The organism is Planktotalea sp. (assembly GCF_049680325.1).
Taxonomy (GTDB): domain Bacteria; phylum Pseudomonadota; class Alphaproteobacteria; order Rhodobacterales; family Rhodobacteraceae; genus Planktotalea.
Genome location: NZ_JBAUHO010000228.1, coordinates 1 through 11,810 on the forward strand (window position 1 = coordinate 1; position 11,810 = coordinate 11,810).

General features: G+C 54.8%; 15 protein-coding genes. 7 read left to right on the forward strand and 8 right to left on the reverse strand.

Annotated features, from left to right (window positions below):
* Window positions 1-466 (reverse strand): N-acetyltransferase family protein (locus tag WBC85_RS10205; protein WP_424436254.1); only part of this gene is annotated, 466 nt, incomplete at its 3' end.
* Complete coding sequence (locus WBC85_RS10210) at window positions 466-1,056, reverse strand: HD domain-containing protein (protein WP_424436257.1); 591 nt, start codon at window positions 1,054-1,056, stop codon at window positions 466-468. The genes WBC85_RS10205 and WBC85_RS10210, both read right to left, overlap by 1 nt.
* Before the next feature lie 81 nt (window positions 1,057-1,137).
* Here WBC85_RS10210 and WBC85_RS10215 point away from each other — a divergent pair, with 81 nt between their 5' ends.
* The 3 genes from WBC85_RS10215 (at window position 1,138) to WBC85_RS10225 (ending at window position 3,829) form a co-directional block, all read left to right on the forward strand.
* Window positions 1,138-1,602: a YHS domain-containing (seleno)protein gene (locus tag WBC85_RS10215; RefSeq protein ID WP_424436260.1), complete on the forward strand. Its 465-nt coding sequence runs from the start codon at window positions 1,138-1,140 to the stop codon at window positions 1,600-1,602.
* Window positions 1,603-1,709: 107 nt separating this feature from the next.
* On the forward strand, window positions 1,710-3,098 hold the full coding sequence (gene ahcY / locus WBC85_RS10220; protein WP_424436263.1) for an adenosylhomocysteinase: 1,389 nt from the start codon (window positions 1,710-1,712) through the stop codon (window positions 3,096-3,098).
* 98 nt (window positions 3,099-3,196) lie between these two features.
* Window positions 3,197-3,829, forward strand: a complete 633-nt coding sequence (locus WBC85_RS10225) for an extensin family protein (RefSeq protein ID WP_424436266.1) — start codon at window positions 3,197-3,199, stop codon at window positions 3,827-3,829.
* Between the two features lie 15 nt (window positions 3,830-3,844).
* Here the strand turns inward: WBC85_RS10225 and WBC85_RS10230 are convergent, their stop codons facing one another.
* Window positions 3,845-4,726 carry a sterol desaturase family protein gene (locus WBC85_RS10230; RefSeq protein ID WP_424436269.1) on the reverse strand — a complete coding sequence of 294 codons (882 nt, stop codon included), beginning with the start codon at window positions 4,724-4,726 and terminating at the stop codon, window positions 3,845-3,847.
* 302 nt (window positions 4,727-5,028) lie between these two features.
* Between WBC85_RS10230 and WBC85_RS10235 the strand changes: the two genes are divergently transcribed.
* Entirely contained in the window at window positions 5,029-5,370 is a 342-nt protein-coding gene (locus tag WBC85_RS10235) for a DUF2853 family protein (protein ID WP_424436273.1), read from the forward strand.
* Between the two features lie 265 nt (window positions 5,371-5,635).
* On the opposite strand, the gene WBC85_RS10240 is transcribed toward WBC85_RS10235, so the two are convergent.
* From WBC85_RS10240 to tsaD, 5 genes are read right to left on the reverse strand one after another with little or no spacing between them, the layout of a single operon-like run.
* A complete protein-coding gene (locus WBC85_RS10240; RefSeq protein ID WP_424436276.1) occupies window positions 5,636-6,031 on the reverse strand; it encodes a DUF1761 domain-containing protein in 396 nt (131 codons plus the stop codon).
* 51 nt (window positions 6,032-6,082) lie between these two features.
* Window positions 6,083-6,499, reverse strand: a complete 417-nt coding sequence (locus WBC85_RS10245; protein ID WP_424436279.1) for an EVE domain-containing protein — start codon at window positions 6,497-6,499, stop codon at window positions 6,083-6,085.
* Window positions 6,499-6,771, reverse strand: coding sequence for a YciI family protein (locus WBC85_RS10250; protein ID WP_424436282.1), 273 nt, complete (start codon window positions 6,769-6,771; stop codon window positions 6,499-6,501). The genes WBC85_RS10245 and WBC85_RS10250 overlap by 1 nt, the downstream gene beginning before the upstream one ends.
* On the reverse strand, window positions 6,765-7,736 hold the full coding sequence (locus WBC85_RS10255; protein WP_424436285.1) for an NAD(P)H-dependent glycerol-3-phosphate dehydrogenase: 972 nt from the start codon (window positions 7,734-7,736) through the stop codon (window positions 6,765-6,767). Before WBC85_RS10255 ends, WBC85_RS10250 begins: the two co-directional genes overlap by 7 nt.
* The gene (gene tsaD, locus WBC85_RS10260) at window positions 7,733-8,842 is read right to left on the reverse strand and encodes a tRNA (adenosine(37)-N6)-threonylcarbamoyltransferase complex transferase subunit TsaD (RefSeq protein WP_424436288.1); all 1,110 of its coding nucleotides are present in this window, start codon (window positions 8,840-8,842) and stop codon (window positions 7,733-7,735) included. The genes WBC85_RS10255 and tsaD overlap by 4 nt, the downstream gene beginning before the upstream one ends.
* Before the next feature lie 62 nt (window positions 8,843-8,904).
* Here tsaD and WBC85_RS10265 point away from each other — a divergent pair, with 62 nt between their 5' ends.
* The 3 genes from WBC85_RS10265 to WBC85_RS10275 form a co-directional block, all read left to right on the forward strand.
* Window positions 8,905-9,588 carry a uroporphyrinogen-III synthase gene (locus WBC85_RS10265; RefSeq protein WP_424436291.1) on the forward strand — a complete coding sequence of 228 codons (684 nt, stop codon included), beginning with the start codon at window positions 8,905-8,907 and terminating at the stop codon, window positions 9,586-9,588.
* A 73-nt stretch (window positions 9,589-9,661) separates the two neighbouring features.
* Window positions 9,662-10,837, forward strand: a complete 1,176-nt coding sequence (locus WBC85_RS10270) for a COG4223 family protein (protein WP_424436294.1) — start codon at window positions 9,662-9,664, stop codon at window positions 10,835-10,837.
* Between the two features lie 11 nt (window positions 10,838-10,848).
* A partial coding sequence (locus WBC85_RS10275) for a heme biosynthesis protein HemY (RefSeq protein ID WP_424436297.1) occupies window positions 10,849-11,810 on the forward strand: 962 nt, incomplete at its 3' end.

Sequence of the window (11,810 nt, forward strand, 5' to 3'; positions counted from 1 at the left end):
GCTTACCAGTTACGCGGCCGTCCGATAGTTTTGCATCTGGTTCAACCTTCCAATCTGCAAAGCCCATTTTCGAATAATAGCTCAGCCCGCTATCATTATCCGAGCGTATAGACGCATTAATCCAAGAAAAGCCAAGCGCACGCGCATTTGCACAGGTTTGGTCAAACAGCTTGGTACCGATTCCGCCACCGACGGCCCCTACATCGACAAAGGTTGCAATGCTGGCCGCTTCAGGGGGCAACTGTGGATAGGGTTCTGCCCATTGGAAACCCAAGACGGCATCCGCTTCATCCAAGGCAACGATCCAGCTCGACAATCCGTCAGAACGCGTAATCCAACCCTTCATGTCTTCCTCGGAAATGGGCGAAAGATAGGCCGTTGTGCCGCCGACCTTGATGATCTCGTTCAACAGGCTTGTCATCAATGGAATGTCGCGATCTTCAACCGCGCGTACGGTAATCTTCATTACATCTGTCCTAACAGGTCTTCATGGCGCGCTGTGAAATCATTGCGCACGTCCAGCGGCGCACGCAGGCGGATCATCAGCCCGTCTATCATTGCAGGGTCGGGCTTGCCAAAGAACTGGTCCGCTTCCTTTTCGGTAAATCCAGCGATCTGAACCGCTTCTAACCATGCGCTAATCGTGTCCGCCTTTTTGATTTGCTTTTTCACCGCAACAGGCAGCGCTGCGGGCAGACCAAAGCGAATATGAATTGCAGCTGTTAACCGTTCATCCAGCGCGCTGTACCCTGGCCCAACCGCTGCTTTCACAGGGCTAATCATGTCTCCGATGACATATTCAGGTGCGTCATGTAACAAAGCGGCCAACTGCCATTTGACGGGTGCATTGGGTTGCATGCGGGTAAATAACGCCTCAACCAAAAGCGAATGTTCGGCGACGGAATAGGCAAAATCCCCTTTAGTTTGACCATTCCAGCGCGCCACAAAGGCAAGGCCGTGTGCGATATCTTCTACTTCGATATCCACAGGTGTGGGGTCTAAAAGATCGAGCCTGCGACCCGAAAGCATGCGCTGCCAAGCACGTTTCTGTGACAAGGGGAGACTCCGTGAATTTCATTTCCTATTTTCAAGCCAAGATGTAGCGCAGCTTGCGCCAAGATGAAAAGGAAACTCCTCATGAAACTATCGCGCCGTTCATTTACGTTTCTTGCTGCTTCCAGCTTTGCAATGCCCGCCTTCGCGCAATCAGAACCTCGCTGGTATAGCGCCGGAAAAAATATTGCCGCCAGTGGACGGGATGTTGTCGCCTATTTCACGCTGGGAAACGAGGACGGCGTTCTGGGCAGCGAAGACTATGCGGCCGAGCATAAAGGTACGCTGTTTTATTTCTCAAACGCCGGGAACCTTGAAACGTTCCAAGCAGACCCCGACACATACGCGCCGCGCTATGGTGGCTATTGCGCGTTTGCTATGTCGCGTGGGTACTTTGCGCCGGGTGATCCAGATGCGTGGACCGTGCATGACGGTGCGCTCTATCTGAATGTATCCAAAACAATACGCGCGCGCTGGGCATTGCGCCGCACCGCTAACATCGAAGCGGGCAATGGCCACTGGAGCGGCTTCTTTCCCGGTGAGTTGTAATCACATTATTGCCGCGCTGTGACCCTTGTTTTGACTAGGGTTTGAAACAGGAGAAGCGCAGTGCTATCTGCACAGCAGAATAAGAGAGTTTTGAGGAGAGCGCCGAAATGGCCAACGACTATATTGTAAAAGACATCGCCCTAGCGGAGTTCGGTCGCAAGGAACTGGATATTGCCGAAACAGAAATGCCGGGCCTGATGGCGCTGCGCACAGAGTTCGGCGCTGAAAAGCCGCTGAAAGGCGCGCGCATTGTCGGATCCTTGCACATGACGATCCAAACGGCAGTTCTGATCGAAACTCTTGTTGAGCTGGGCGCAGACGTGCGCTGGGCCTCTTGCAACATCTTCTCCACACAGGACCACGCGGCGGCGGCGATTGCAGCAGGCGGTACGCCTGTCTTCGCGATCAAGGGCCAGTCCTTGGAAGAGCATTGGGACTATCTCGACAAGAGCTTCATGTTCCCCGAGGGCGCGAACCTGATCCTCGATGATGGCGGCGACGCGACACTATACGTCTTGCTTGGCGCACGCATGGAAGCAGGCGAAGATGTGCTTGCGGTGACAACATCCGAAGAAGAGGAAGTCATCAAGAAGCAAATCCAGAAACGCATGGCTGCAAGCCCCGGTTGGTTCACCAAAACCAAAGCCGATATCAAAGGTGTTTCCGAAGAAACAACAACGGGTGTTCACCGTCTCTATGAGCTCCAGCGTGAAGGCCAACTGCCTTTCCCTGCGATCAACGTGAACGACTCTGTGACCAAGTCGAAGTTCGACAACAAATACGGCTGTAAAGAGAGCCTCGTTGACGGCATCCGCCGCGCGACAGACACGATGATGGCCGGCAAGGTTGCTGTTGTCATGGGTTATGGCGATGTTGGCAAAGGGTCTGCTGCGTCCCTGCGCGGTGCAGGTGCGCGTGTTAAGGTTACCGAAGTTGACCCGATCTGCGCCTTGCAGGCGGCGATGGACGGCTTTGAAGTTGTCCTGCTGGAAGACGTTGTCGACAGCGCTGACATCTTCATCACTACAACTGGCAACAAGGACGTGATCCGCATCGAGCATATGCGCGAGATGAAGGACATGGCGATTGTTGGCAACATTGGCCACTTTGACAATGAAATTCAGGTTGCCGCGCTGAAGAACCACAAATGGACCAACATCAAAGAGCAGGTGGATATGATCGAGATGCCGAATGGCCATCGCTTGATCCTGCTCTCTGAAGGCCGTTTGCTGAACCTTGGCAACGCCACGGGCCACCCGTCCTTTGTGATGTCTGCGTCGTTCACAAACCAGGTGCTTGCACAGATGGAAATCTGGCTGCGCGGCAATGAGTATAAGAACGAAGTTTACATCCTGCCCAAGCATCTGGACGAAAAAGTTGCGCGTCTGCATCTGGATCGCATCGGTGTGAAACTGTCCAAGCTTGACCCCGAGCAGGCCGCCTATATCGGCGTGTCTCCAGACGGTCCGTTCAAACCTGAGCACTACCGTTACTAAGTCCTTTGGATAGCGATGAACATAAGAAGCGCCGCAAACCCTATGCACGGTTTGCGGCGCTTTTTCTTTTGGTGGGTTTCGCTTTGGTAGGGTCCGCGTTGTTGCGTCACCCGGATACACCCCTGCCGCCCCCTTGGAACGTCTTTGCGCCGTTAGAGGTATCCGATCCAATTACACCAGTTACAGCTTGGAAGCTGGATTGGGCGGCGAGCGATCCGCAACTTTGCCATGCGGTCATGCAGAACGCGGGGCGCATTTCAAAGATGAGCGATCTCGTTGTTGACGACAATTGCGGCATCGAGGGGCGTGTAACCCTGCGACGTGTCGGTCAGTCAGAAATTGATCCACTGGAAACATCCTGCGCCACTGCGCTGCGCCTTGCCATGTGGGAAGAACATGGCATTCAGCCCATCGCACAGGATATGTTTGGGGCGAGGGTCAAACAAATCAGGCACGTCGGTTCATACAATTGCCGAAGGATCGCCGGAACTGATCGGATGAGCACCCATTCCACGGCAGACGCGATTGATATCATCGGTTTTGATTTAACCGATAGCACACGTATACGGCTGCTTAGGGATTGGGATGACGATGATGACAAAGCCCGTTTCCTGCGCCTTGTTCGCGACACCTCTTGCGATTGGTTCGGAACGACGCTTGGGCCGGATTACAACGCAGCCCACGCGGATCATTTCCATTTGCAGAACAAGGGTTGGGGAACGTGCAGATGACGTTCCCCTGATTAGTTAGCCTTGTTGGGTCTGCGGTTTTGCCTTTAGCGCACGCCATTTTCGCTTCATCAGTTTGACGAACGGCACATAGGCCTTGGGTGTAAAGGCATAGCCAAGCTGACCGCGCAGGGTCGATTCCATTTCGTGGTGCACGCCAAGCGGACCTTCGCATGGGCCGGGCAGATAGAAGGTGCCGAAGGCTTTGTCGAAGATGCAAAAGAATTCGCCGAAGTTTTTGTCGAAGGCTTTCGCCTCTGCCGAATGATGCCAGCGGTGCATTGCGGGTGAAACAAAGTAATTGCCCCACTTGCCAAAGGTCCATGGCACATCGGCATGAATGAAAAAGCCATAATATGCGCGTACGAAGGAATTGAAGATGATTGCAACGGGTGGAAAACCCATCAGTAGCATCGCAGACCCGCCAACACCGCGCATCGTCAAAAGGTTGATCGGATGCCAGCGCGCAGAGGTAAACCAAGTCACATGCGTGTCAGAGTGATGCACAGCATGCGCAGGCCAAAGCAGGCGCGTATGATCGAGGCGGTGACGCCAGTAGTGAAAGAAATCACCTACAAAGACGGCCATGAACAGCGTGAATACCAGCGGGAGCGCATCCCATGAGCCGGGTTTAATCAGGAACAACTGATGCTTGAGCATAAAGCCGTGGATCGCAGTGACATAGATCGCAACGAAGGGCGCAGAGAAAAGAACATTGAAGAGTTGTAGCTTAACGTTCAGCTTGAATTCGGGCAGCGCGGCCTTTAGCGCGCTCAAAAATTCGCCGCGCTTAACGATGTAACCCAGGCAAATGAAGAAGAACGCAGGAAACATGAAAGCACCGAATGCGCTTAGCAGGTTTTCCCAGCTGTCTTGTAGTGTCGAAATGATCCAATCCATGGTGTTCTGCCCCTCGTGAAACTTTTTGCTTTGAGGAAACAATACAGAAGAATGAGGCATGATTGTGGAGGTGGTGAGCCTAATCAGTGGATGCGGTTACTGGTGACGCCTGTCTTTTGCAGGGCAAGGCAGGGGGCTTGATGCAAGAGATTTCACCGCATTTGCATGATTTTCCGCAACGAGCGGGGAAAATCCTAAAACAAACACCATTGAAATGCAGGTGTATATCGCTAACCTCTTTTCAGCTTCGGCACTCATAAAAGAATTTAGCGCGGCCTTGTCCGCAATACGGGAGAGACTTGATGGGAAAACGTGACGATCTGATCGCGCAATATGCAGATGATCTGAAGAACAAGTGCGGTATGACACCCGATATGGACCTGTTGACGAAAGTCACAATCGGTTGCGGTCCTGCGATCTATAACGCAGATGCGTCAACCGTTGCTGGTAGCCAGCCTTCCGAGCTGGAAACAGTGAAGAACAACTTCCTTATCAAGAAACTTGGTCTGGCAGACGGCCCACAGTTGATGGACGGCATCAACAAAGTCATCGAAGTTTACGGAAAGTCCGAGCGCAACAAGTATCGCGCTGTGGTTTACTACATGCTGACAAAGCACTTCGGTAAAGAGTCTGTTTACGGTTAACTGTATCGGATACTAACGAATTCGGGCATCCTTTTGGGTGCCCTTTTTGTTTGCGGCGATGAATAAGAACGGAAAACCAGGCGCCGTAAATTTTGTATTTAATATGAAATACTTGGCATTTGCCTGATTGCCAAAACTCAAATAGATAGGGCCAAGGTCAGGACGGCCAATTCCATTTGTTATTCGCGTGTGGTGCCTGTGGGAGGCAATTCGCGGGGTGACAGGGGATGCGCGCCGTCGAATGCCGCATCCCCTGAATTTCTTATTAGAATGCGGTTAGAACAAGTCCGATAGCGGCGCTTCCAATCGCTGCATATCCACCGTCGATCAGCAGCAACTGGCGCGGACGGCCAGCAAATCCGTAGCAGATCATCAGCCAAGGCGCGGCAAGGAACAGTCCGATACCGAAGCCAGACACCAACCCTTTGCCAAGCGTGTCGATATCGCTAAGTGCAAAGACATGGCGCATCATGCCAGCAACCAGCACCATTGCCAGAAAGCCCATGATGAATGGCATTGGATCGGAATTGTTTGCCGGCTTTCCATCCGCGCCAACAGTTACGCCAGACACCGCCATCCATTGCTTGGAAAACACGCCGTACCAAACTGCGCCGACACCGAATCCGACCGCTGCCGCGACGAGAACATTGATTAACTCCATGGAACCCTCCTGTTTTGGTTTTATTCAAAGACTATGCGAGGGGTTCAAAAATTAAGCAATTCCTCCCAGCGCAGATATTAATTTCCATTCGGCTTCTGTGACGGGCTGCACGGACAGGCGTGAGCTTTTGACCAAGACCATTTCCGCCAGATCCGGATGCGCTTTTATTTCATCGAGTGAGACAGGCTTTTTGAATGGCTCGACGGCTTTGATATCGACGCACTCCCAGCGGGGATCATCCGTGCTGCTATCCGGGTGTGCGATTGCGCAAACCTCCACGATGCCGACGACGGATTTCTCTTTCTGGCTGTGATAGAAAAACCCGCGATCACCCAACGCCATCTCACGCATGAAATTGCGTGCTTGATAGTTGCGCACGCCGTCCCATTCCTCGCCCTTGTCGCCTTTGGCGACCTGATCTTCCCAGCCCCAAAAAGAGGGCTCGGATTTGAATAGCCAATAGCGCATCAACCGATGACCTTGTTCCACTGGATCAATTCTACCGATGCAAACAATCCTGCTTTTGCATAGGGATCATTTGCCGCCCATGCTTGGGCCGCGTCCATATCCGCAACATCAAGGATCACGAGCGAGCCGCACATCCCGCCATCGGCATCCAGAAACGGACCAGCCTGAGCAACCACGCCCGTTTCCTTGATGTAGGCCAGATGCGCGTCGCGATTGTCTTTGCGCGTTTGTAGTGCGCCAGCTTTGTCTTTTGCTATCAATGCTATCAGCATGTTTCCTCCTTGAGTGGACGCGCCAGCAGCGTGTCCATTGCTTCTTTTAAGGTGAGAGTTTGTTCGATCATGGCCACTACGGCGGCAGTAATTGGCATATCGAGGTTAAGCGCTTTGGCGCGCGCAAGGCAGGCCTTTGCAGTCGCCGCGCCTTCGACAGTGATGCTTGGATCAAAGGCTTCGCCGCGTCCGAGCGATAATCCAAAGCGAAAGTTGCGCGACCCTTCGGAAGCGCAGGTCAGTGCCAGATCACCGAACCCGGAGAGGCCGGCCAGTGTTTCTGGTTTTGCCCCAACGGCCTGCGCCATACGCTGCATTTCCGCAAAGCCCCGCGTAATCAGTGCCGCGCGTGCGCTTTCACCAAGACCTGCGCCTATGGTCGCGCCGCAAGCGATGGCAATCACGTTCTTCAGCGCACCGCCCAATTCGGCACCAACGACATCCACGCTACGGTAAAGGCGAAGATTCGCGCTTGAAAGGTCATGCTGCAATTGGGTGCCGAGCGTCGCATCTTCGCAGGCCAGCGTCAGCGCAGTCGGCAATCCGATGGCGATATCATGTGCGAAACTTGGGCCTGTCAGGATTGCGCGCGGCGTATCTGGTAGGACGCTTTTTAAAACGGCGGTCGGGCCAAGGCCTGTGGTCAGATCGATGCCCTTGCAACAAGCCACCAAAATCTTGCCGGCTAGAACCTGTCTGTTGTCTTGCGCAAAACGCGCGAGCTGCTGCATCGGCACTGCGATCAAAACTGTCTGAATGCCCTTTATAGTGTCTAAGTCGCACGCGACACGCAGGCTTTCTGGAAAGGGTGCTTTTGGCAATCGCGCAGTGTTCATGCGTTCTGATTGCATGCTTTTTGCATGTTCGGGATCACGCGCCCAAAGCAGCACGCCCTGTTCGCCTTTTGCCAGAGAAATAGCCAGGGCGGTGCCAAATGCTCCGGCGCCAAGAACAGCAATGCTCATGCTTTCGCCCCCTTCTTACCGCTACCCAGCATCGGCGCGCTTGCGTTATCAAGTGGCCAGCGCGGCCTTGCACTTAGGTCTAGCCCGTCGCGCTGCCCTGCTTCAAAAAGCTCTAGTCCTGCATAAGCAATCATTGCCGCGTTGTCGGTGCAAAGTGCCAGGGGTGGTGCAGTGAAGCGCATGCCGCATTCTTCTGAGACAGTTTCTAACGTCGCCCGTATCGCGGTATTTGCAGCAACGCCGCCAGCGACCGCCAAGGCGGGCTGTGACGGGGTTTCGGCCAGATAAAGCGCTGCTGCGCGGCGGGTCTTTTCGGCCAACACATCGACCACAGCTGCCTGAAACCCCGCACAAAGATCGCGCACGTCGCTGCGTGCAATCGTGTCGCCGATCATCACCTCGTTGCGCGCGCGCAAAACCGCGGTCTTAAGGCCGGAGAAGGACATATCACAGCCCTCCCGATCCAACATCGGACGCGGAAATTTGAACCGCTTGGCATCGCCAAGTGCTGCTTCGTCTTGCACAGCTGGCCCGCCCGGTTGTGGCAAGCCAAGCAAGCGCGCTGTTTTATCAAACGCTTCGCCCGGCGCATCATCAATGGTGCCGCCTATGCGGGTGAAATCGGTAGGGCCGCGCACGATCAGGAACTGACAGTGCCCGCCGGAAACCAGCAACATCAGATAGGGGTAGACCAACCCATCCGTCAGTCGAGGGGTTAGCGCATGACCTGCCAAATGATTGACCCCGATCAGCGGCTTTCCCGTCGCGGCGGAAAGTCCTTTGGCGCACATGACGCCTGACATAACGCCGCCAATCAGACCCGGGCCAGCGGTCACAGCGATGGCGTCAACGTTCAGGAGGGGAATGCCAGCGTCTCCGAGGGCTTGCTCCACACAGATGTCGATTTTTTCAGCATGGGCACGGGCGGCGATTTCGGGAACTACACCACCAAAGGCCCTGTGCAGTTCAGTTTGGCCGAAGACCACATTGGAAACAACGCTGACTGCGCCTGCTTGGTCACGGCGCACAACGGCGGCTGCCGTATCATCGCAGCTGCTTTCCAGGCCGAGCATGGTGATGGGTCGCGGCACAAGCGGGCCTTCCATTGCAAGAACGTTAGTCAGCAGCTACCACTCTCATCTGTCTCAAACAATCCCGGTCGCCTTCTATGACGCACATCACATCATTGCTTTTGACGCGTCCGCGAACGGCCTCAGAAGGGTTTGCGCAGCAGGTAGAGGCAGAGCTTGGCCGGATACCAACGGTGATTTCGCCACTGTTGGAGATTGATTTCCTAGAAATTCCGCCACCAGAAAACAATCCCACGATTGTCTTCACCTCCCGCAACGGGGTTGCGGCATGGGCACGCGCTGGACTTCCTTCAAATATACCCTGTTTCTGTGTGGGGCAGGCAACGGGCAATGCAGCGCGCGGCGCAGGGTTTGATGCCGTTTGCAGCGGTGGCACGGTCACACATCTCTTGAACGATTTGCTGGAAGCAAAACCAAAAGGCGAGATTATTCATGTTCATGGCCGCCATACGCGCGGTGATCTGGTTGGCGCACTGCGGGCGGAGGGTCTGACTGCGAAAGGTTTGCTGGCCTATGAACAAAACTTGATGGCGTTGAGCACGGAGGCAAAACAGCTTTTGCAGGGGGGAGCGCGGGTGATAGTTCCCCTTTTCTCGCCGCGTATTGCCGCGCAGTTTGCAAAGGCTGGCCCCTTTGGCCCTCAGATTGATATCATCGCGATTTCTGAAGCCGCAGCAAATGAATGCCCAAATGCGCGCATTGCCGCTTTTCCCGATGCAAAAGGGATGATTGCGGCAATTTCGCAAGGGTACTTGGCTTGAGGCTCTGAGGGAGCGGAAGTAAGGTTACTTTGGACCTGAGTGTTTAAGGTGCAGAATCGAGAGGGTGTTAAACGTGGCGAAACCGACCAAGGGCAAGGGCGAAAAAGCTGACAAGCCAGAGACCGTTGAAGAAGCTGTGCAAGACGCGGTTGAAACGGTTGTCCAAGATGACGATGCCGAAACACCGATCGAAGATGCAGAGATCCTCGATGAGGCCGTAGTTGATCCTGCGCCTGAAGAGGATGGTGCGGTGGACGCCGCGCCTCTGGTTGCGACTGAAGTTGAGCGCGAGACGGTTGTCGAGCGGAAGGGCGGTTTTCTGCCTTTGGTGCTTGGCGGTGTCGTCGCGGCTGGCATTGGCGTTGCCAGCGCCCAGTATATTTTCCCGAACGGTTTACCCTTTGGCCCGGCGGCAACGGAAAAGGTCGATCTAGCTAGCGCGCTAAAACTGCAAACAGGTCGGATTGATGATTTGACGGCGCTTTTGGAAAGTCAGCCGAAAGTAGACACCGCCGCGCTAGATGCAGCCGTGTCTGCGGTTGGTGATCTACAGGCACAAATTGGAGCGGTCGTTGATAATGTAAGCGCGCTTGAAACGCGGATCGTCACGCTTGAGCAGCAGCCTGGCGGCGGCGACGGCGTGTCTGTTGCAATGGAGAACGAGCTAAAAGAACTGCGTGCAGCGCTTGATGTGCAAAAGGGCGAATTGGCCAAGATGCTGGATGAGGCCCAAAGCACCAAGCAAAGCGCGGAAGAAACTGCGCGCCAAACTTTGGCGCGGGCCGCTGTGACACGCATTTTGGTCGCGCTGGAAAGTGGCGCAGCGTTTGATGATGCTTTGGCGGATGTCGAAGCAAACTCGGACATCGCCTTGCCTGAAGCACTGGCACCATCGGCGGCCGACGGGGTTCCGACCCTTGCAGCGCTTTCCGAAAGCTACCCAGATGCGGCGCGCGCGGCCTTGGCTGCGGTCCGTAGCGAAGAAACAGGCGGCGGCGTCGGTAGCTTTTTTGCCAAACAGCTTGGCGTGCGCTCTGTTGCGCCGCGTGACGGGGATGACCCTGACGCGGTCCTTTCACGCGTCGAAGCGGCGGTTGGTGAAGGACGTATCGCGGATGCGCTGTCCTTGGCTGACGGGCTGCCTGATGCGGCGAAAGCCCCGCTTGCTGATTGGATGGCACGAGCCAACTTGCGGCTGTCCGCCGCGCGAGAGGCCGAAGCCCTCGCTAACTCTTTGAACTCTCAATAAGGCGCTATTGTATGCTTTGGTCTTTGCTAAAAGTTCTCGTTTTTGTGGCAATAATTGCAGTGCTTACATTGGGTGCTGGATATCTGATGGAATTGGGTGGCGGCGCAACGCTGCAAATGGCGGGATATGAAATCGCGCTTAGCCCGCTTCAATTGGTCTTGGGCCTGATCCTTTTGCTGGTTGCACTTTGGATCTTGCTCAAATTGCTTTCACTACTGGTCGCTACTTTGCGCTTTATCAACGGCGACGAAACCGCGATCACGCGCTACTTTTCCAAGAACCGTGAACGCAAGGGGTATCAGGCCCTGTCCGAGGGTATGATGGCGCTTGCCTCTGGCGATGGTTCAACGGCCATGAACAAAGCGGCCAAAGCTGAGAAATACCTTGCCAAGCCTGACCTGACCAACCTTCTGACGGCGCAAGCGGCAGAGATGGCGGGTGATAGTCGCAAAGCAGAAGAGACTTATAAGAAGCTGGTAAAAGACGAAGCGACCCGCTTTGTCGGTGTGCGTGGGATCATGAAGCAAAAGCTTGCTGCGGGCGATACAGACACAGCGATGCAGCTGGCCAAGCGCGCTTTCGATCTAAAGCCAAAGCACGAAGAAACACAGGATATTCTGCTAAAGCTGCAGGCGCAAAGCAGTGATTGGTCTGGCGCGCGCGAAACCCTCGCGGCGAAACTGAAAAGCGGCAACCTTCCGCGCGATGTGCACAAACGTCGCGAGGCTGTTCTGGCGCTGTCACAGGCGTCAGGGGTATTCGATGAAGGCAATGATATCGCAGCGCGCGAAGCGGCGATCGAAGCCAACCGCCTGTCACCTGATCTGATCCCTGCGGCAGTCATGGCTGCGCATGGCTACATCGAGCAAGACAAGAAACGCTATGCGGTTCGCGTATTGAAAAAGGCCTGGGATGTTCAACCCCATCCGGATCTTGCCGCTGCTTTTGCCGCGATCGAGCCTGATGAGACGCC

Coding starts and splice junctions, on each gene's coding strand:
- WBC85_RS10215 (WP_424436260.1), top strand. CDS start 1,138: ATGAAACTATCGCGCCGTTCATTTACGTTTCTTGCTGCTTCCAGCTTT.
- ahcY (WP_424436263.1), top strand. CDS start 1,710: ATGGCCAACGACTATATTGTAAAAGACATCGCCCTAGCGGAGTTCGGT.
- WBC85_RS10230 (WP_424436269.1), bottom strand. CDS start 4,726: ATGGATTGGATCATTTCGACACTACAAGACAGCTGGGAAAACCTGCTA.
- WBC85_RS10235 (WP_424436273.1), top strand. CDS start 5,029: ATGGGAAAACGTGACGATCTGATCGCGCAATATGCAGATGATCTGAAG.
- WBC85_RS10240 (WP_424436276.1), bottom strand. CDS start 6,031: ATGGAGTTAATCAATGTTCTCGTCGCGGCAGCGGTCGGATTCGGTGTC.
- WBC85_RS10245 (WP_424436279.1), bottom strand. CDS start 6,499: ATGCGCTATTGGCTATTCAAATCCGAGCCCTCTTTTTGGGGCTGGGAA.
- WBC85_RS10250 (WP_424436282.1), bottom strand. CDS start 6,771: ATGCTGATAGCATTGATAGCAAAAGACAAAGCTGGCGCACTACAAACG.
- WBC85_RS10255 (WP_424436285.1), bottom strand. CDS start 7,736: ATGAGCATTGCTGTTCTTGGCGCCGGAGCATTTGGCACCGCCCTGGCT.
- tsaD (WP_424436288.1), bottom strand. CDS start 8,842: ATGGAAGGCCCGCTTGTGCCGCGACCCATCACCATGCTCGGCCTGGAA.
- WBC85_RS10265 (WP_424436291.1), top strand. CDS start 8,905: ATGACGCACATCACATCATTGCTTTTGACGCGTCCGCGAACGGCCTCA.